This window comes from Mycetocola sp. (assembly GCF_025464835.1).
In the GTDB taxonomy this organism is placed as follows: Bacteria; Actinomycetota; Actinomycetes; order Actinomycetales; family Microbacteriaceae; genus Mycetocola_A.
In genome coordinates this window covers 1-19,461 of the sequence record NZ_JAODMP010000007.1, presented here as the reverse complement: position 1 = coordinate 19,461, position 19,461 = coordinate 1, and the positions used below count along the sequence as shown (strand labels likewise).

Below are 19,461 nucleotides of genomic sequence, written 5' to 3'. Positions count from 1 at the left end.
CAATCTAAGCTACATACGTAAGAACTGGTTTCAAAGGAGACAAGGTCATGGCAGAATCCGTAAGCCTTCCGGCGCTCGGTGAGAGTGTCACCGAGGGCACGGTCACCCGCTGGCTGAAGAACGTTGGAGATCGGGTCGAGGTGGACGAGCCGTTGCTCGAGGTATCGACCGACAAGGTCGACACCGAGATCCCTTCCCCCATCGCCGGCGTGATCGAAGAGATCCTCGTTCAGGAGGATGAAACCGTCGAGGTCGGCACGGCGCTCGTGAAGATCGGTGACGGCTCTTCGTCGGGTGGGAACGCCCCGGCCGAAGAAGCTCCGGCGGAGGAAGCTCCGGCCGAGGAATCCGCACCGGCTGAGGCCGCCCAGGCCGAAGCGGAAGCGCCGGCTGTCCAGCCTTCCACCGAGGTCTCGGAAGAGGCCGCCGAAGCTCCCGAGTCGGCCCCGGCCGGCGAACCGGCTCCGCCCGCCCCCGCCGCACCCGAGCCCGCTCCGGCGTCCTCAACGCCTGCGCCCGCTCCGGCGGCGCCAGCAGCACCCGCTGCTTCCGCGCCCGCTCCAGCGGCTCCCGCTGCGGCGCCGGCCCCCGTAGCAGCGGCGCCGGCCCCCGCCGGCGAATCCCTCGGCGGAAGCGGATACGTCACTCCACTGGTTCGGCGTCTCGCCAACCAGCAGGGCGTCGACCTCTCCACCATCACCGGCACCGGTGTCGGCGGACGAATCCGCAAGGAAGACGTCCTCCAGGCTGGTTCGACAGCATCCGCTTCGAGCGCGCCGGCCAAGGCTGCTCCTCTCGAGGTCTCCCCGCTGCGCGGAACCACCCAGCCCATGTCGCGCCTGCGCAAGGTCGTGGCAGAACGCGCCGTCATCTCGATGCAGTCCTCGGCTCAGCTGACGAGCGTCGTGGAAGTGGACGTCACCAACATCGCATCGCTGCGTGACCGGGTGAAGAACGACTTCCAGTCCAAGACGGGGAACAAGCTGTCCTTCCTCCCGTTCTTCGCGCTGGCGGCGGCAGAGGCGCTCAAGGCTTTCCCTGTCATCAACGCGACCATCGACGGCGACTCGATCGTCTACCCCGAGCACGAGAACATGAGCATCGCGGTCGACACCGAGCGCGGTCTGCTGACTCCGGTCGTGCGGAACGCAAGCGACCTGAACCTCGCTGAACTCGCCGCTCAGATCGCTGACCTCGCCGAGCGTACGCGCGACAACAAGCTGAAGCCTGACGAGCTTTCGGGCGGTACGTTCACGCTGACCAACACCGGTTCACGTGGTGCCCTCTTCGACACCCCGGTGGTCTTCCTGCCGCAGGTTGCGATCCTCGGGACGGGAATCGTCACCAAGCGTCCGGTCGTCGTGAAGGCTGCAGGACAGGAAGCCATCGCGATCCGTTCGATGGTCTATCTCGCTCTCTCCTACGACCACAGGATCGTCGACGGCGCAGACGCCTCGCGCTTCCTCGTTGCCGTGAAGAACCGTCTGGAAGACGGTAACTTCGAGGCCGACCTCGGAATCTAATCCGGTTCGAACAGATCACGCAGACGCCAGCCGGTGTCCGTCCTCACCGCGAGGACGAGCACTGGCTGGCGTTCTTCGTTTCCGGTGGCCGCTCGCATGAGCGCAACGTCGCCGTAATTCTGCAAGAGTTGCACTTCGGCTCCGTCCGCGGCGAGCAGCCGGGACGACCCGTCCTTACCGAGCGCGTGGATGTCCGCCTCGGCGAGGGCAGAGGCAGGCTCGGCATATCGGGACACACAGGCCGCTGACCCCTCGCGCGCGCAACGCATCCGTAACTCGAGCAGCACGATCGTCGCGGCCACGGGATCCTCCAGGCCAGCAGGATCGTGGTCGGCCGGAGCGCCGCCTACCACTGGCGCGGGGACTGCAGGCGATTCCGTTTCCCCCGTTATCCCGGCGGGGTGAGGAGAATGCCCGGCCTCGGCCGCCGAGCCTGCTGACCCGGGCGCACGGTCCGGGATCGCAGCAAGCCCGGCGAGCAGGACGCCGACGAGCAGGACGATCCCGAGGCAGACAACGAACGCCCGACCGCGCATCACCCGTTGCATCCAGGCGCCGACTCCGCTGTTTCGAGCGGCCGCCGCCCATTCCGCGAGAGCGGGCCAGACGTCGGTCGGGCGACCGTTGGGCACCGCGAAGGAATATCCTGCACGAGCCGGTGGTCCGCTTCGCCCTTGGACGCCTGCGCTCAACGGCCCCCGGTCGGGTGCAAGGACAACCGGAAGCGCAGGCGCAACTGTGAAGAGCCGGCACTCCAGTTGTGCGAGGAGCGAGCCCGTGGCGGAACTGTCGTTGAGCTGCGTTCCGATCCAGACGGAGATGTCGCTGAGCGCTGACCGGGCGGGCTCATCCACGACGTACGCCACCGCATCGATGAGAGCTCCGAGAGATCGATAGTCCGCAAGAATACCTCGCGGCAGGTGGTCCTCGTCGTCGGAACTGTCCTTCTGCGCGTCCGAAAGCACATCGAGGCCGCCGATGACCGGCCGTCCGTCGGGGCAGAACAACACGGTGGCGGGTGAGACGCCGCCGAGGCAGAGGCCCGCACGGTGGATCGCAGACAACCCGGCCACGAGCGGCGCCAGGACGGTCACCGCCTCCCCCGGCGCGAGGCTCACGCGGCACGAAAGCAGGGTGGCGAGGGTCCAGTCGGTTCGTTCATGGACCAGGACGACGTGCCCGTCGGTATCGGTCGCCAGGTCGACCAGCCTCAGGACGTGTGACGATGAGATGCGACTGTGCAGGGCGAGGCGCCCGCCCAGTGCCTCCGTCGCCGGTTGGACTGTCAGGCATAGGGTTTCCTCCCCGCCGGGGCCTCGGGCCAGCCACGGGTTCGTTGCACCAATACCTGCCACCTGCCGGAGAAGGCGGTAGCCGGCGACGACGGTGCCGGGCAACAGAGCACCATCGACGGAGGACGGCGCGGTGGAGAGAACATCGGGCATGACGGGATGATCGCAGGGCGCAACACTACCCCGCCCCGTCCCTGCGCCGGTCGGGGAGAGGGACACCCTGAACAGCTGGATGTGAGGGAACCGCCCGCCCTTGGGGGCCGGAAAGCGAACGGACGGGCAGCCGCAATGCCGGTATCCTTGTTCACATGGCACGCAAAGAAAAACCCGTCAAGGCGGCGAAGGAACCCGGCCGTCTGAAGCAAATGGGGCAGGTCTTCCAGATGACCCGCCGCTACGACAAGAGCGTCGTATGGTGGATGGTTCTCGGGTTCCTCGGCAGCATCGCGATTGCTGTCGCGGCCGCGCTCATCTTCTCCCCCGGCAGCATCCTCGCACTCGTGCTGTGGATCATCGCCGGTCTGCTTGCCGGTGTACTCGTGGCCATGATCATCCTTGGGCGTCGGGCCGAGCGCGCCGCTTACGGCCAGATCGCCGGCCAGCCGGGTGCCGTCGGCGCTGTGTTCCGCAGTTCACTCCCCCGCGGCTGGCAGGGCAGCGAAATGCCGATCAACGCCAACGCGAAGACCCAGGATGCTGTCTATCGTGCGGTGGGACGCGGCGGCGTGGTACTTGTCGGGGAAGGCCCGCGTTCCCGCGCAGGGCGCCTCGTCGACGATGAGAAGCGCAAGATCAACCGGGTCGTTCCGAACGTGCCTGTCACCGTGTTCTTCGTCGGACCTGACGAAGACTCTGTACCGCTCTACAAGCTCACGAAGTCGTTCCGCTCCGTGAAGAAGACGTTGACCAAACCTGAGGCACTCGCCGTCGTCAACAGGCTTGCCTCGCTCAGTGTCGGTTCGCTGCCGATCCCGAAGGGCGTCGACCCCTTCAAAGTCCGCCCTCAGCGGGCACGCTGACCCCATGCACAAGAAAACCCGTCCTGGCAAATGCCCGGGCGGGTTTTCGCTGTTCTGGGACGGTCGTGCGCTGCAGCCCGGATCGCGACGGATGCGTCGTCACGCCCGGATCAGCACGGTGCCCGCGATCTTGTCGTGGAACCCACGCTGGTCCACATCCCACACCAGCGCTGGGAGGATGACGACAAGCAGGAGTGTGCGGACGACCGGGCGCCACACGCCGACATACCCGCCGGTGAGCGGGACCACGCGCAGCCCGACGAGACGGTGCCCGACGCTGCCGCCTGTTGTGGTGATGAAGATCACCTGGAGCACGGCGAACGCGACGCTGTTCGCCCAGCCGTTGCCGATCCCGACCGAGTCCGGAAAGAAGATAGTGACGATCATCACGGCAGAAGCCCAGTCGATCGCCAGTGCGCCCAACCGCCTACCCACCCTGCCGACGCTGCGCGGACCGCTCTCGGGCAGCCCGAGTCGTTCTCCGGGATACCGGCTGGGGGCGGCATCGCCGAAATCGGCGGTGGGCTTTCGAACACTCGACACATCTCGATCCTACGCGGCGGGTGCCGGTGTAACATGCCAGAAACATGGGTGTGACCGCGGGGTAACCCCGGGTCAATACCCTCTCTAGAGGTTGCACACTGCAGCCGTCTCGGTACCAACCCTTTTTGGAGTTCTCCATATGTTCAGCGACTCATCCGAGGTGCTTAGTTTCATCAAGGACACCGACGTCAAGTTCGTCGACGTCCGCTTTACCGACCTTCCCGGTGTCCAGCAGCACTTCAACATCCCGGCATCGACTGTCGACGAGGAGTTCTTCACTGTCGGTCAGCTGTTCGACGGCTCGTCGATCCGGGGATTCGCGAGCATCCACGAGTCCGACATGCAGTTGATCCCGGATGTCTCCACTGCGTACATCGACCCGTTCCGTACGGAACGAACGCTCATCATGATCTTCGACATCTACAACCCGCGGAACGGCGAGATCTACGCCAAGGACCCGCGTCAGGTGGCGAAGAAGGCAGAGAAGTACCTCGCCTCAACAGGCATCGCCGACACGGCGTTCTTTGCTCCAGAAGCCGAGTTCTACATCTTCGATGACGTGCGCTACGAGACCAACCAGCACTCGAGCTTCTACTCGGTGGACTCCAGCGAGGGTGCCTGGAACTCCGGCAAGGACGAGAGGATCAACGGCGTCGGTGGCAACCTCGCCAACAAGACCCCGTACAAGGGCGGCTACTTCCCGGTCAGCCCGGTCGACCAGCACGCCGATCTCCGCGACGACATCTGCATCAAGCTGGCGGACGCGGGACTCATTCTCGAGCGCAGCCACCACGAGGTCGGCACAGCGGGCCAGGGTGAGATCAACTACCGTTTCGACACGATGACGCACTCGGCTGACGACATCCTCAAGTTCAAGTACATCGTCAAGAACACCGCCCACCAGTGGAACAAGACGGCGACGTTCATGCCCAAGCCGCTCTTCGGTGACAACGGGTCAGGAATGCACGTCCACCAGTCGCTGTGGAACGGCGGAACGCCGTTGTTCTACGATGAGGCCGGCTACGGCGGACTCTCGGACATCGCCCGCTGGTACATCGGCGGGCTCCTCAAGCACGCTCCCGCAGTGCTGGCATTCACCAACCCGACGATCAACAGCTACCGCCGCCTCGTCCCCGGCTTCGAGGCGCCCGTGAACCTGGTGTACTCGGCCGGCAACCGGTCGGCATCCATCCGCATCCCGATCACCGGATCGAACCCGAAGGCGAAGCGGATCGAATTCCGTGCGCCAGACGCGTCCGGCAACCCGTACCTGGGTTTCGCCGCACAACTGATGGCAGGGCTCGACGGAATCAAGAACCGCATCGAGCCGCACGAGCCGGTTGACAAGGACCTCTACGAACTGCCTCCTGAAGAGGCCAAGAGCATCCCCCAGGTGCCGTCGACGTTGGAGGGCGCCCTCCAGGCCCTCGAGGCGGACCACGACTTCCTGCTCCAGGGAAACGTGTTCAGCCGCGAACTCATCGAAACGTGGATCGATTACAAGCGCGAGCACGAGATCAAGCCGCTCGCCCAGCGTCCGCACCCGTTCGAGTTCGAGCTCTACTACGGGGTGTAGTCTCCAGGCTGCGAAACGCGATAAACCCGCCCGCACGGTCTCCTCGACCGGGCGGGCGGGTTTTTCCGACGAGATCCGCCGCGTCGGCACTTCCGCGGCTCGCCAAGAGCGCCGCGTACTCAAGTAACAGGTCAGCAGCTTCGTCATCGACACCGAGGGGTTTGTCGGCGAAGGTGACCTGTGCGAATCTCCTGACGATAAGCATCCGCAGCAATCGGGCATAGGGGACTGCCAACCTCACGATCCCGGTTCCGAAAAAGCGGCTCGCGAAGGCTCACATCACCGCGTCGTCGGCTCCGGTCTGACCGGTCCCCCGTAGAACTGTTTCTCGAAAACGCTGCGTGCTCGCCGGGTGACCTGCAGGTAGTCCTCCTCCAGCTGGGCAGCCGAACCCGGCGGGTACTCGAGCACCCGTGCAATGCCCTCGAGCTGCATGCGGTCGCTCGGGAGCACATCCGTGGTCTTGGTGAGCCACAGCGTCATAGCGGACCGCAACCGCGAGGCGAAGATCCACGCGGACCTCAGCCGGTCGGCGGTCTCCTCCTGCACGAGTCCGTTCTGGACGGCAACGGCAAGGGCTTCGAGGGTGCTCGTCGTCCGCAGTTGCGGAATCCTGGCGCCGTGCTGCAGTTGCAGGAGTTGAACGAACCATTCCACGTCGCTGAGCGAACCGCGCCCGAGTTTGACGTGACGGGTCGGGTCAGCACCCTGCGGCAGCCGTTCGTTCTCCACGCGGGCTTTGATCCGTTTGACTTCACGCACGGCGCTCTCCGCGATGTCAGCCGGGTACCGGATGCCGTCGGCAAGCGCCTCGAAGTCACGCTGGAGCGACTGGTTCCCTGCGACGCCACGAGCGCGCAGCAGGGCTTGCGCCTCCCAGGTGAGTGACCAGCGGGAGTAGTACGCCCGGTAGGACTCCAGGGACCGTGCGACGGGCCCGTTCTTTCCCTCCGGGCGGAGGCCGACGTCGAGGTCGAGCGGCAACCGGTGGTCCTCGCTGAGCCTGTTGAGTTCCGAGATGATGCGGTTCGCGGCCAGGTGGGTTTGCTCGTTCGGCAGGGCGGTAGCCCGGTAGACGTACATGACGTCGGCGTCCGAGCCGAATCCCAGCTCCGCTCCCCCGTACCTGCCCATGCCGATCACTGCGAATTCCAGCGACGTTTCGCCGAACCCATCCGCTCGGCGGATGGTCTGGAGGAGCCCCCCGATCGTGGCCGTCGTGACATCCGTGAGCCCGAGCGCGAGGTCGCTGACCGGCAGGGTCCCTGTCACCGAACCCAGGGCAAGCCTCAGAATCTCCCGGCGTCGCAGCCGGCGGATCGCCTTCGCGGCGGGATCATCCGAGTCGTGACGCCCGAGGATTGCCGTGATCTCCTCCTCGAGGGTTGTCAGGGAGCGTGGTTTCAGTTCCGAGGCCTGCTCCAGCCAGGCCACGGCTTCAGGGATCTGGTCGAGGAGTTCACCGATGAACCGCGAACCGCTCAGTACGTGTGTGAGTTTCTCTGCGACGCCGGATGAGTCGCGCAGCATACGAAGGAACCAATGGGTCGTGCCAAGCGATTCGCTGAGCCGGCGGAAGGCGAGCAGGCCATAGTCGGGGTCCGCTCCGTCGGCGAGCCAGCGCAGCATCACGGGCAGGAGGTTCCTCTGAATGATCGCGCGGCGTGAGACGCCGGCGGTCAGCGCAGCGATGTGGGTGAGGGCGCCCTGGGGGTCGCGGAACCCGATCGCGGCGAGGCGCGCCCCAGCCTGCTCCGGACTCAGCAACACCTCCTCTTCGGGAAGTGAGGCAACAGCTGAGAGCAGCGGGCGATAGAAGAGGCGTTCGTGGAGGCCACGGACTTCGTGCTTGGTGCGCTCCCAGAGGGCGACGAGGGCTTCACCGGTCGGCGCGAACGTTGATGCCCGTGCGAGCACCCTGAGGGCATCCGGGTTCTGCGGCATCAGGTGGGTGCGACGGAGTCGGTGCAACTGCAGCCGGTGCTCGAGAACACGAAGCAGTCGGTAGTCGGCTGCGAACTCCGCCGCCTCCTCCCGGCCGATGAAACCGTGATCGGACAGCGCGGTGAGCGCCGCGATGGTGCCGCGTTCGCGCACCCCGGGTTCCGCCGCGCCATGCACGAGCTGGAGCAACTGCACGGTGAACTCGACGTCGCGGAGTCCGCCTGGGCCGAGCTTGAGTTGGTAGTGCACCTCGTCGGCCGGGATGTTCTCGGTGACCCGCTCCCGCATCCGCTGCACCGATTCGACGAAATTCTCCCGTCCGGCGCTTGACCAGACAAGCGGTGAGGTCGCGTCGACATAGCGCTGCCCGAGTTCGAGATCGCCGGCGAACGCTCGCGCTTTCAGCAGAGCCTGGAACTCCCAGCTCTTCGCCCACCTGTCGTAATAGGCCAGATGCGACTCCAGAGTGCGGACGAGGGCTCCTTGCTTGCCCTCCGGCCGGAGGTTCGGGTCCACCTCCCACAGCTCCGGTTCGATGTCAGGCTGGCTGATCCCGCGCATGCAGAGAACGGCGATCCGGGTGGCGATGTCAACGGCCCTGGCGTTGCTCAGTCCCTTCTCCTCATCACCCTCGGCCACGAAGATGACGTCGACGTCGCTCACATAGTTCAGTTCCCCAGCGCCGGCCTTGCCCATGCCGATGATCGAGAACCGGGTTCCGCGCACCTCATCGGCGTCGAACCGACCAGGCCCGCTGGTCGCGGTCGCCAGCTGGGTCCTCGCTACCGCGATCGACGCTTCGAGAGCCGCGGCCGCGACATCCGACAGCGCCTTCGCAACGCCGTCGAAGACATCCCTCGGGTCCTCGGCGGAGAGGTCGTGGTCCGCGATCCTCGCCAGCCAGCGCCGGTACCGCACGCGCAGGCGGGTGTAGCCCTCCTCCTCGCCATAGGCGGCGAATCCGTCTGTCGCGTCGACCGAATCGAGCAGGCTCTGTACCAGTTCGTCGCGGGTGGGAAGTCGGCCATCCCAATCGCTGAAGGCCGACAGTTCGGCGGGGTGCCGGGTGAAGAAGTCGGCGAGACCGGCGGAGGCCCCGAGGAGCCGGATGAGAGGAACGCGGTGTTCTGGTTTCTCCAGCGCGACACCCACCGCATCAGGGTGAGAACGTGCCAGGGCGAGAAGTCCCCGTAACGCCTCGTCCGGGTCGGCGGCTTTCGCGAACGCGGGAAGAACCGCGTCGAGGTCGAGGTGGACCGCTTCGACCAGTTCGTCGAGTTGCGCCCGCACCCCGCTCAGCGCGGCGAAACCGAGCCGGGCAAGGTCGGTGAGAGTGGCCTGGTCCCGTCGCATCCGGGTTCGATCTACAGAATCTCGATGTTCTTCGAGAGCTCGAACGGTGTGACCTGCGCGCGATACTCCTGCCATTCCTGGCGCTTGTTCAACAGGACGTAGTTGAACACCTGCTCACCGAGCGTCTCAGCGACGAGTTCGGATTCCTCCATGAGCTGGACGGCGTGGTCGAGACTCGCGGGAAGGGCGGCGTAACCCAGCGCACGTCGTTCGGCGTCGCTGAGGCTCCACACGTTGTCCTCTGCCTCAGGCGGAAGCTCGTAGCCTTCTTCGATTCCCTTGAGCCCTGCCGCCAGGAGAAGCGAGTATGCCAGGTACGGGTTCGCCGCCGAGTCGATTGCGCGGTATTCGACGCGGGCGCTTCCGCCCTTGTTGGGCTTGTACAGCGGCACGCGCACAAGTGCTGAGCGGTTGTTGTGGCCCCAGGTGACGAAACTGGGCGCTTCAGCGAGACCGTTGTTGCCGACGGAGCCCCACAGCCGCTTGTAGGAGTTCACGAACTGGTTCGTCACGGCCGTGATCTCCGGAGCGTGGTGCAGCAGACCGGCGATGAACTGCCTGCCGATCTTCGAGAGCTGGTACTGGGCACCCGCCTCGTAGAACGCGTTCGTGTCGCCCTCGAAGAGCGAGACGTGCGTGTGCATGCCCGAACCGGGTTTGTCGGAGAGCGGCTTGGGCATGAACGTGGCGTAAACGCCTTGCTCGATCGCCACCTCCTTGATCACGGTGCGGAAGGTCATGATGTTGTCTGCTGTGGTGAGCGCGTCGGCGTAGCGCAGGTCGATCTCGTTCTGGCCCGGGCCTGCCTCGTGATGGCTGAACTCGACGGAGATACCGAGATCTTCAAGCATCCGAACCGAGCGACGGCGGAAGTCATGGGCGGTTCCGCCTGGGACGTTGTCGAAGTAACCGGCGGAGTCGACGGGGATGGGCCCTTCGGGGCCGATCTGGGCGGACTTGAGCAGGTAGAACTCGATCTCGGGGTGCGTGTAGAACGTGAACCCGCGGTCGGCAGCCTTCTCGAGTGTCCTTTTGAGCACGTTGCGCGGATCGGAGAGGGCCGGCAGTCCGTCCGGCGTGGTGATGTCGCAGAACATCCGTGCCGTCGGGTCGATCTCACCGCGCCACGGCAGCAACTGGAACGTCGTCGGGTCGGGGACCGCGAGCAGGTCTGATTCGTAGGACCTCGAGAGCCCCTCGATCGCCGATCCGTCGAAACCGAGTCCCTCGGCGAAGGCTCCTTCGACCTCAGCGGGGGCGATCGCCACCGACTTGAGGGTGCCCACCACATCGGTGAACCAGAGGCGGACGAACTTGACTCCCCGTTCCTCGATCGTGCGAAGAACGAAGTCGCGTTGCTTATCCATCTGATCCCCTCGAAATGTACGTCGGTGGTGCGTTCTTAGGCTATCCGGTTCACGCCTCCAGCGTGGTTAACCGTGCAGTTCTGACCGGCCGGGAGCATCGCTAGACTGGCGCCATGTCTGAGCCATCGAAGCCCGCGGCATCCGCCGGCCCCGCCCGAGTCCGCACCCGCCACTTCCAGCGTGCGAAGGAACAGGGCATCAAGATCACCGGTCTGACGAGCTATGACATGCTCACAGCGACGATCTTCGACGAAGCCGGGATCGATTTCCTCCTGGTCGGCGACTCGGCGGGCAACACCGTGCTCGGCTTCGACACGACGCTGCCGGTCACCGTCGACGAGCTCATCCCGCTCACCCGAGCTGTCGCCGGTGCTGCGAAGCGGGCCTTCGTCATCGCCGACCTGCCGTTCGGGTCATACGAGAACGGCCCCGAAGACGCTCTCAAGACGGCCTTGCGTTTCATGAAGGAGACGGGAAGTCAGGCGGTCAAGCTCGAGGGCGGTGAACGCAGCCACGAGCAGATCCGGCGCATCGTCACGGCAGGCATCCCGGTCATGGGTCACATCGGGTTCACTCCGCAGAGCGAGCACGGCCTCGGCGGGCACATCATCCAGGGCAGGGGCGCCGCGCTGGAGCAGCTGCTCCGCGACGCCCGCGCCGTGCAGGACGCCGGAGCATTCGCCGTCGTCCTCGAAATGGTTCCCGCTGAAGCGGCAGCCCGGGTGACCGCTGAACTCGACATTCCGACGATCGGCGTCGGCGCAGGGCCCCACGTGTCGGGTCAGCTGCTCGTCTGGACGGACTTCGCTGGGCTGACCACCGGTCGCATCCCGTCGTTCGTGAAGCAGTATGCGAACCTGCGCGGTGCACTGACGGATGCCGTCACGACGTTCAGGAACGAAGTCGCCGACGGCGTGTACCCCGGTGAGGAGCACAGTTACAGCTGAGCCCTGACCGCCTGCGGCTACCGGTCTTCGGTCGCTTCCTCAGCTGCCCAGGCGGCGGCTCGTTCACGAAGGCGCTCGGGCGCTCGCGCCGCCTCCTCGGCGGTGTCGAACGGTCCTGCCCGGTCGACAGCAGGCGATTCATAGCCGCGCTCCACCTGGCCGGTCTTCAGGTTGTACCAGTATTGCTTCGACGGATCCTCAGACATGAGCTGTCCCTTCGCTGGATGGCTAAGCTTGATCCTATGCCTAAGGACCGCAACGGACATCTGATTCCCGGCGCTCAAACAGCCCAGCGAAACGTGCCTCCAGGCATCCCTCGTCCCGAGTACGTCGGCAAGGCCGCACCACGACCGTTCACCGGATCCGACGTGTACCCGCCTGAGGCGATCGAACGCATCCGCCGTGCCGGTCGGATCGCCGCGGATGCCATCGCGCTCGTCGGCGAGAACGTACGACCCGGGGTCACGACCGATGAACTGGACGCGATCGGGCATCGGTACCTCGTGGAGAACGGCGCATACCCGTCGACCCTGGGTTACCGCGGCTTCGCCAAATCGTTGTGCAGTTCGGTCAATGAGGTCGTCTGCCACGGAATCCCGGACGACACGGTGCTCGAGGACGGCGACATCGTCAACATCGACATCACCGCTTTCGTCGACGGAGTCCACGGCGACAGCAACCGCACGTTCATCGCCGGGCAACCAGCCGAAGACGTCCGGCTGCTGATCGAGCGCACGGAGGAATCCCTCCGCCGAGGCATCAAGGCCGTCGCACCGGGCAGGCAGGTCAACGTGATCGGCAGGGCGATCGAGTCGTACGCGAAACGATTCGGTTACGGCGTCATCCGTGACTTCACCGGCCACGGCGTCGGTGAAGCGTTCCACTCGGGCCTGATCATCCCCCACTACGACTCAGCGCCGCAGTATGACACCGTGATGGAGGTCGGGATGGTGTTCACCATCGAACCGATGCTCACCCTCGGCACCCACGAGTGGGACATGTGGGAGGACAACTGGACCGTCACGACGAAGGACAAGAGCATCACCGCACAGTTCGAGCACACCCTCGTCGTCACCGAACGCGGTGCTGACATCCTTACCCTCCCCTCGCCGGCAGCGGCAGCAGCATGAGCGGCACAGCAGTCGGTATCGACATCGGCGGAACCGGAATCAAGGGGGCGATCGTCGACCTCGCCACCGGCGCGCTGCTGAGCGACCGGATCAAGATCCCGACACCGAAGGGCGGCAAACCAGACGGGATCCTGGCGACGACGGTCGAGCTGCTGAACCGCCTCGAAGGCCTCGAACCGGATGCCCCTGTCGGCGTTTGCTTCCCGGCGGTCGTGAAGCACGGAGTGACCCTGTCGGCGGCGAACATCTCGAAGAAGTGGATCGGGCTTCACGCTGAAGAGCTCTTCGAGCAGGCGCTCGGTCGCGACATCACCTTCGCCAATGACGCGGACGCCGCCGGCTACGCCGAGGCGTCGTTCGGTGCAGCACGGGGCGTCGACGGTGTCGCCATCATGACAACACTCGGCACCGGGATCGGCACCGCGATCCTGCATAACGGCGTTCTGGTGCCCAACGCGGAATTCGGTCACCTGGAGATCGACGGTCACGACATCGAGACCAGGGCCTCCAACGCCGCGCGGGAACGCGAGAACCTCGGCTGGGCGGAATGGGCCGAACGCCTGCAGAAGTTCTACGGTGCTTTGGAGAGGTATCTCTCGCCTGACCTGTTCATCGTCGGCGGAGGCGTGTCGAAGCAGCACGACGAGTTCATCCCGCTTCTGAGCCTGTCGACGCCGATCGTTCCCGCGGTGCACCGCAACAACGCCGGCATCCTCGGCGCCGCGGCGCTCGCGGTGCGGACGATTCCGCCGCTGAGCTGAGCGTTGCGGCTCGGCGCGCCTACGTGACGGTAGCGCACGTCTGGAATTCCGGTCGGTCCCACGCTCGGGTGTCAAGGATGTCACGAAGCGCTTCGACGGCGTCCCAGACGCCGGTGTAGCCCCGATACGCGGTTCATTCTCGACATCCGTTGTCTGAGGGGGTGAATGGGCCGGCTGATACGCCGGGTTCTGTTGAGGCGCTTTCGCGCCCTGGACGACCATCTCTCTCGAGGCTGCGTTACCGCAGCCTTCCAGCGGCCTACCCGAGAACGGGACGAGCAGCCCCGTTGTCCTCTGTCTGACCTTGCTCCGGGCGAGGTTTACCGAGCCGGCCGGGTCACCCCGGCCGCTGGTGGTCTCTTACACCACCGTTTCACCCTTACCTGGCGCTTGCGCGCCCGGCGGTCTACTTTCTGTTGCACTGTCTCGCGGGTTACCCCGGGTGGGTGTTACCCACCGCCCTGCTCTATGGAGCCCGGACGTTCCTCGGCACCATTACTGGCGACGCGGCCGTCTTGCCGACCCATTCACAGCTCAAGCTTACCGGGCGGCATCCGCTGACCGACGCGGCGCGTAACTTCAGCCGGGCCAGCTCACGCGAAACGGACAGATTCACCCCGCGTGCCGGGTGAGAGCGTCCGCAACGGATGAATCCGCGCGTATCGGGTGCCCGTCAATCGGTGCTTGGCTGTCCCCAGAGGCCGGATTCCTCGGTGCGCACGATGATGGCGGAGCACTCCGGGCACTGAAGCACGTCGTCGATCTCGGCGGCGCGAACCTTCTGGAGCTCATTGCCGGTCAGGCTGATCGTGCAGGCGCCGCACGTGCCGGCGCGGAACAGGGCGGCCCCGGTCCCGCCTCGGGTACGGACTCTCTCGTACAGGGCAAGCAGGTCAGTTGCCACCGAGTCCTCGAGCATTCCGCGCTGAGCGGTGAACGTCGCCCGTTCCTGCGACAGAGAGTCGAGGGCTGCCTTACGGCGTGCAGCGATGTCGGTGAGCTTCTTCTGCAGTGCCTCGTCGATCGACTGAGTGGATGCGAGTTGCGCTTCGGCCTGCTCCACCCGTTCCATCACCACGAGTTCCATGTCCTCGAGGTTGTTCTTGCGCCGATGCAACGACTCGAGCTCGCTTTCGAGCGCTGTCACGTCTTTCACCGACGACGTGTTGTTGACCCGTTCGGTGTCGCGGGCGATGCGCGCGTCGACCACGGCGGCATCCGATTCGAGACGCCCCAGTTCCGTCCTGGCATCCTCAAGAGCGCCGAGCTCGGCAGCGAGGCGACTGCTGAGTGCCGTGCGTTGGGACGACACCTGGCTGTATTCCGCCGACTCCGGCAGGCTGCGCTCGCGGTGGGAGACACGGGCCAGACCCGAATCGATGGTCTGCAGTTCGAGCAGTTTCTTCTGCTCGGCGAAGCTGGATTTCACGTGTGTTCTCTCTGAGTGGTGCTGCGGGTGTCCTGCCCAGATTACTGGGTCACGACGAAATCCCACGGGTCGGTCCGCAGGTCGCTCACCGTGATGTGCAGATCCGGCAGGAGCGCAGCGAGTTGTTCGGCGGCGCGGTCGAGCCAGAGCCATTCGCTTGCCCAGTGGGAGACGTCGATCAGCGCCGGTCCGCCGCCGACCCGGGACTGCTCGATCGACTCAGATGCCGGATGGTGCCGCAAGTCACTTGTGATGTAAACGTCGGCACCCCTGACCCCGCTCTCGCCGAGCAGGGAATCGCCGGCGCCTCCGCACAGAGCAACCCGCTGAACGATGCGATCGTAGTCCCCCGCGACCCGGATGCCGGTGGCAGTCGCCGGCAGCAGGTGGGCGATACGGTGCGCGAGGTGACCGAGCGACATCGGTTCCTCCAGCAGCCCGACTCGTCCGATGCCTGTCGATCCGTCGGCGTTGGGAACGAGCGGTTCGACCGTGCGCAGTCCGAGCCGTTCGGCGAAGATTCCTGAAGTACCTTCGTTCACCACGTCAGCGTTGGTGTGGGCGGCGAGCAGAGCGCATCTCCCGCGAATCAAGGAGGTCAGCACGGAACCCTTGTACCGGTCGGCGGCGATGCTCGTGACACCGCGGAGCAGAAGCGGATGGTGCACAAGAAGCAGGTCCGTGTCTGTCGTCAGGGCTTCCTGAACGACAGCGTCGACCGCATCGACCGCGAGGAGAACACGAGAGATCTCGTCATCCGGATGCCCGGCGATCAGCCCGGAGGCGTCCCAGCCTTCTGCTCCTCGGATTGGCCAGAGTACTTCGACGGCTGAGGAGACGTCGGCGAGGGAGTATGACACCGCCTCAGCCTAGCGAGCCGCCTGCCGGATTACCCGGCAGACGGCTCACATCGACCTGGATCTCGAACCGGGTCGATCAGTACCAGTTCACGGACTGCGAGTGCGACCATGCGGAGCACGGGCTGCCGTAGACGCTCTTGATGTAGTTCAGTCCCCAGGCGATCTGGGTCGCAGCGTTGGTCTTCCAGTCCGAACCTGCCGAGGCCATCTTGCTACCGGGGAGGGCCTGCGGGATGCCGGTCGCGCCGCTCGACGCGTTGTACGCGGTGTATGACCAGCCGGACTCCTTCTGCCAGAGCTTGTTCAGGCAGGAGAACTCTCCGGATCCCCAGCCGTACTTGGACGCGGCGAGCGAGGCTGCGACCGCGCGGGCGCCGTCAGGGGTGTTCGCGTTGGTGCGCGACTCCGCGGCCTGGGCCTCTGCGGTGGCCTGGGCGGCTGCCGCGGCTTTCGCGGCGTCGGCGGCGGCTTGCGCAGCAGCGGCCTCTGCCGCGGCCCGGGCGGCTGCTGCGGCAGCAGCCTGCTCGGCGGCGACCCGATCGGCTTCGACGACGGCCGCCTGAATCCGTTCCTTAGTTCCATTCGTGAACGTTGCGAGCACAGCGACGGTCGCGGGCTTGAGCGTCTTGTAGCCGGCGAGGGAGGCAACGGATGCCGTCAGCGGCGTGACATCGACTTTGTGCTGAGCCGTGGCCACGACGGCGTTCGCGTCGGCGATGGTCGTTTCGGCCAGCCGGTCCGCGTGCGCTTCGGTGATTTCCTCCGTAGTACCGGAGAGGGTCGATGTGATGCCGGTGAGCGAGCTTGACAGTGTCGCGCTCGATTCGGCATTGGCGGCGTTCGCCTGGACGGTGAGGCCGGATGCGGCGAGGACACCGGCGACCGCAAGTGCGATGATCATGGACGCACGGGTGGTCTTCTTCGTCGAACGCGTCTCTTTCCGTGACGCTGGGGTGTTCTTCTGAACGAGGTTGTTCATAGGTCTCCGGGGTGGTGCTCCCGCGGTTCAGCGCATGCGGGTGCGAAGCCTCGGTGAAGCACACGCCAGAAATAATGGTGAGCAGGCGTGGAGCCTCAGCCATCGCGAACACGTGGGCGATGCCTGCACGCGCTCAGCGGCTAGATGGGGTGACGGTCAATGTCGGGAGTCACAGCGGCTGGCCGCTGCACGACCGCGCGGTTGAGACTGCACGGACGGCTGAAGCACCCATCCTTCATGACGTTTCTGTGAGGAATATGCACCGGACCTGTGTAAATGGTGTGCTGGCTCCCCGGGTTCAGGATGCGGCGTCGTCGACTATCCCGATGAAACGACTGCCGATGCCGTCGATTTCTGTGCGGGCGAGGCCGGGTTGCGGGTCCGGAAGCTCGTCCGATGCGTGGTGTTCGCAGCTCAGGTAGGTGAAGGTAGGCCACCATTTCTTGGGCCGAACGGCCTCGGAGAATCCGCAGATGTCGCACGTGAGCTGCACCCAGACCGCCTTCTTGCCTGTGCGGTTCGCCCGCGACTGTGCGAGCCAGGCGGGAGGGTTCTCGTTCAGCGCGTCTACCTCCTCCGCGGGGATCCGTCCGGGGATGCCGTGGCGCACCGCCATTTCAAGCGGAATGTCCAGGCGGAGGGAAGCTTCTCGTCGAGTAATCATCTCGTTCAATGCTAGGCGATGGCTGGTGCTGCTGATCGCGGAGTTTAGTGACGGCGCCGGTAAAGGTCCAGTGCCTGCCGAAGGCCGAAGGACAGGAGCAGAGTCGAAACCGGCCGGCATCCGCCGGTCATTTCTCTCGGGAGGCACCATGTATTTTCACGTGCAACAGCTGATCAATGAAATCGCGCAGGACGAGCCGGATCCGGCAGCCGCAAACGCGCTCCAGGAGGGTCTCGGCGGGCAGTTCGGCGAGATGCGCACGATGATGCAGTACCTGTTCCAGGCCATGAACTTCCGCGGCCCGGCGGCGAAACCGTACCGTGACCTGCTCCAGGGCATCGGAACAGAGGAGATCGGCCACGTCGAGCTCATCGGCACGACCATCTCTCGGCTGCTCGACGGATCGCCCCGGTACAAGGGCAAAGCGACCGATCCGCTCGACGAACCGGGCTCCGGCGGGGCGACACCGTTGAACATCGCACTGGACACCAGCAACATCCACCACTATCTCGTCGCGGCCCAGGGCGCCCTGCCGGTGGACTCTGCCGGTAACCCGTGGTCAGGCAGCTACGTCTACAACTCAGGCAACCTCGTGCTCGACCTGCTCTACAACCTCATGCTCGAATCGACCGGCCGGCTCCAGAAGTGCCGGATCTACGAGATGACGGCGAACAAGACGGCCAGGTCGACGATCTCCTACCTCATCGTTCGCGACCAGGCGCACGAGAACGCTTATGCGAAAGCGCTCGAAAGCCTCGGCGTCAAGTGGAACACGCTCCTGCCGATTCCGAAGACCAGCGCGGAGAAGTTCCCCGAGGTGAGGGCGCTTCTCGACCTCGGCCTGCAGAGCAAGCAGTACACGTTCGATCTCACCGGGCACTCCGAGGCAGGCAAAATCTTTCAGGGGATGTCGCCGTCGAATGACGGCACGATGCTGGATGCCAGCGAACAGGCGCCGGAGGGCGCGCCGCTGACGATCGCCCCCGAGCGTTTCGAGGAGTTCTCGCCCGGGCTGGACCCCGAGATGCTCGCACTCATCCAGGCGACGGCCGACATGGAACTGGCCGACGTCGATGCGATGTTCGGGCCGGTGAAGACGGGGGTGGTGTCGGCCGTGGACGCCGCGACATCCGCGGACGCCAAGGCCACGAAGGCGAAGCCCTGAATCGACGCGGCTGTCGGAGTCGTCGACGCGGCGGTAAACCTTGACCGCGATCCGTAAAACAAGAAATCCCCGGGTGACCGGGGATTTCCTTTGGTGGGCCCTACCGGGATCGAACCGATGACATCCACGGTGTAAACGTGGCGCTCTACCAGCTGAGCTAAAGGCCCGTAATCCCGCACCTGCGGAAGAACGAATCTCCATACTACGACACGAATCGGCCCCGCTCGAACGTGCTACCGGCCGACCGCTACGGGCGCGGCGACAGGAACGCAGTGAGCGCGCCGGCCAGCGCAGCGGGGTCTCCCACGGCACACAACTCGCGCGCCGAGTGCATGGACAGCAGCGGCACACCGATGTCCACAGTGCGAATGCCGAGCCGCGTAGCGGTGATCGGACCGATCGTCGACCCGCACGGCACCGTGTTGTTCGACACGAACTCCTGGTAGGCGACGCCCGCCTGGCGGCACGCGCGCGCCCATTCCGCCGCGCCCATCGCATCGGTCGCATAACGCTGGTTGGCGTTGATCTTCAGCAACGGACCCCGGCCCATGACAGGCCGATTCGCCGGGTCGTGGCGCTCGGCATAGTTCGGGTGCACGGAGTGCCCGGCGTCGGAGGAGAAGCACCACGAGTCGACAAGCCCGCGCAACCGCTCGGACTCCGTGGCATCCGCTGCGATGCGGGTGAGAACGTCGGCGAGGAACGGTCCACCGGCGCCGGACCTCGTCGACGAGCCGACCTCTTCGTGATCGAAGGCGGCGAACACCGAGACGTGGTCGGTCGAGTCGCCCGCCGCGAGGACGGCGGCGAGTCCGGCATGCACCGAGACGAGGTTGTCCATGCGCCCCGCCGCGAAGAACTGCCCGTCGAGTCCGAACACGGCACCGGGGGCGGTGTCGGCCACGACGA

General features: G+C 65.4%; 16 protein-coding genes, 1 tRNA gene, 1 other RNA gene and 1 pseudogene. 7 read left to right on the top strand and 12 right to left on the bottom strand.

Going from position 1 to position 19,461, the window contains the following annotated elements; translation table 11 throughout:
• The first annotated feature begins 47 nt into the window (after nucleotides 1-47).
• Nucleotides 48-1,523: a 2-oxoglutarate dehydrogenase, E2 component, dihydrolipoamide succinyltransferase gene (gene sucB, locus JWP90_RS00820; RefSeq protein ID WP_297358594.1), complete on the top strand. Its 1,476-nt coding sequence runs from the start codon at nucleotides 48-50 to the stop codon at nucleotides 1,521-1,523.
• Here the strand turns inward: sucB and JWP90_RS00815 are convergent.
• On the bottom strand, nucleotides 1,520-2,968 hold the full coding sequence (locus tag JWP90_RS00815; protein WP_297358592.1) for a hypothetical protein: 1,449 nt from the start codon (nucleotides 2,966-2,968) through the stop codon (nucleotides 1,520-1,522). The two genes, sucB and JWP90_RS00815, sit on opposite strands and share 4 nt — an antisense overlap.
• A 155-nt stretch (nucleotides 2,969-3,123) precedes the next feature.
• Here JWP90_RS00815 and JWP90_RS00810 point away from each other — a divergent pair, with 155 nt between their 5' ends.
• Nucleotides 3,124-3,834, top strand: coding sequence for a DUF4191 domain-containing protein (locus tag JWP90_RS00810; protein ID WP_297358590.1), 711 nt, complete (start codon nucleotides 3,124-3,126; stop codon nucleotides 3,832-3,834).
• Between the two features lie 99 nt (nucleotides 3,835-3,933).
• Here JWP90_RS00810 and JWP90_RS00805 read toward each other — a convergent pair whose 3' ends face one another.
• On the bottom strand, nucleotides 3,934-4,377 hold the full coding sequence (locus tag JWP90_RS00805) for an RDD family protein (RefSeq protein ID WP_297358588.1): 444 nt from the start codon (nucleotides 4,375-4,377) through the stop codon (nucleotides 3,934-3,936).
• Nucleotides 4,378-4,516: 139 nt separating this feature from the next.
• Between JWP90_RS00805 and glnA the strand changes: the two genes are divergently transcribed.
• The gene (glnA, locus tag JWP90_RS00800) at nucleotides 4,517-5,953 is read left to right on the top strand and encodes a type I glutamate--ammonia ligase (RefSeq protein ID WP_297358586.1); all 1,437 of its coding nucleotides are present in this window, start codon (nucleotides 4,517-4,519) and stop codon (nucleotides 5,951-5,953) included.
• A 279-nt stretch (nucleotides 5,954-6,232) separates the two neighbouring features.
• Here glnA and JWP90_RS00795 read toward each other — a convergent pair whose 3' ends face one another.
• Nucleotides 6,233-9,250, bottom strand: a complete 3,018-nt coding sequence (locus JWP90_RS00795) for a bifunctional [glutamine synthetase] adenylyltransferase/[glutamine synthetase]-adenylyl-L-tyrosine phosphorylase (RefSeq protein ID WP_297358584.1) — start codon at nucleotides 9,248-9,250, stop codon at nucleotides 6,233-6,235.
• Between the two features lie 11 nt (nucleotides 9,251-9,261).
• Entirely contained in the window at nucleotides 9,262-10,617 is a 1,356-nt protein-coding gene (locus tag JWP90_RS00790) for a glutamine synthetase family protein (RefSeq protein ID WP_297358582.1), read from the bottom strand.
• A gap of 113 nt (nucleotides 10,618-10,730) precedes the next feature.
• Here JWP90_RS00790 and panB point away from each other — a divergent pair, with 113 nt between their 5' ends.
• Nucleotides 10,731-11,564 (top strand): 3-methyl-2-oxobutanoate hydroxymethyltransferase, encoded by an 834-nt coding sequence (panB, locus tag JWP90_RS00785; RefSeq protein WP_297358580.1) that lies wholly within the window; start codon nucleotides 10,731-10,733, stop codon nucleotides 11,562-11,564.
• A gap of 17 nt (nucleotides 11,565-11,581) precedes the next feature.
• Here the strand turns inward: panB and JWP90_RS00780 are convergent, their stop codons facing one another.
• On the bottom strand, nucleotides 11,582-11,770 hold the full coding sequence (locus tag JWP90_RS00780; protein WP_297358578.1) for an SPOR domain-containing protein: 189 nt from the start codon (nucleotides 11,768-11,770) through the stop codon (nucleotides 11,582-11,584).
• A 36-nt stretch (nucleotides 11,771-11,806) separates the two neighbouring features.
• Here JWP90_RS00780 and map point away from each other — a divergent pair, with 36 nt between their 5' ends.
• Nucleotides 11,807-12,694, top strand: coding sequence for a type I methionyl aminopeptidase (gene map / locus JWP90_RS00775; protein WP_297358576.1), 888 nt, complete (start codon nucleotides 11,807-11,809; stop codon nucleotides 12,692-12,694).
• A complete protein-coding gene (ppgK, locus tag JWP90_RS00770) occupies nucleotides 12,691-13,455 on the top strand; it encodes a polyphosphate--glucose phosphotransferase (RefSeq protein ID WP_297358574.1) in 765 nt (254 codons plus the stop codon). Before map ends, ppgK begins: the two co-directional genes overlap by 4 nt.
• Before the next feature lie 162 nt (nucleotides 13,456-13,617).
• Here ppgK and rnpB read toward each other — a convergent pair.
• The 5 genes from rnpB to JWP90_RS00745 form a co-directional block, all read right to left on the bottom strand.
• Nucleotides 13,618-13,981: RNase P RNA component class A (rnpB, locus tag JWP90_RS00765), an RNA gene on the bottom strand.
• 147 nt (nucleotides 13,982-14,128) lie between these two features.
• A complete protein-coding gene (locus JWP90_RS00760) occupies nucleotides 14,129-14,884 on the bottom strand; it encodes a C4-type zinc ribbon domain-containing protein (RefSeq protein WP_297358572.1) in 756 nt (251 codons plus the stop codon).
• 41 nt (nucleotides 14,885-14,925) lie between these two features.
• Nucleotides 14,926-15,744 (bottom strand): Nif3-like dinuclear metal center hexameric protein, encoded by an 819-nt coding sequence (locus JWP90_RS00755; RefSeq protein WP_297358570.1) that lies wholly within the window; start codon nucleotides 15,742-15,744, stop codon nucleotides 14,926-14,928.
• Nucleotides 15,745-15,820: 76 nt separating this feature from the next.
• On the bottom strand, nucleotides 15,821-16,723 hold the full coding sequence (locus JWP90_RS00750; protein ID WP_297358567.1) for a phospholipase: 903 nt from the start codon (nucleotides 16,721-16,723) through the stop codon (nucleotides 15,821-15,823).
• Between the two features lie 298 nt (nucleotides 16,724-17,021).
• Nucleotides 17,022-17,387 (bottom strand): hypothetical protein, encoded by a 366-nt coding sequence (locus JWP90_RS00745; RefSeq protein WP_297358565.1) that lies wholly within the window; start codon nucleotides 17,385-17,387, stop codon nucleotides 17,022-17,024.
• 148 nt (nucleotides 17,388-17,535) lie between these two features.
• On the opposite strand from JWP90_RS00745, the gene JWP90_RS00740 reads away from it, so the two are divergent.
• Nucleotides 17,536-18,552, top strand: coding sequence for a manganese catalase family protein (locus JWP90_RS00740; protein WP_297358564.1), 1,017 nt, complete (start codon nucleotides 17,536-17,538; stop codon nucleotides 18,550-18,552).
• 91 nt (nucleotides 18,553-18,643) lie between these two features.
• On the opposite strand, the gene JWP90_RS00735 is transcribed toward JWP90_RS00740, so the two are convergent.
• Nucleotides 18,644-18,719, bottom strand: a tRNA-Val gene (locus JWP90_RS00735).
• Between the two features lie 80 nt (nucleotides 18,720-18,799).
• A pseudogene (locus JWP90_RS00730) lies at nucleotides 18,800-19,461 on the bottom strand (M18 family aminopeptidase); the annotation flags it as partial.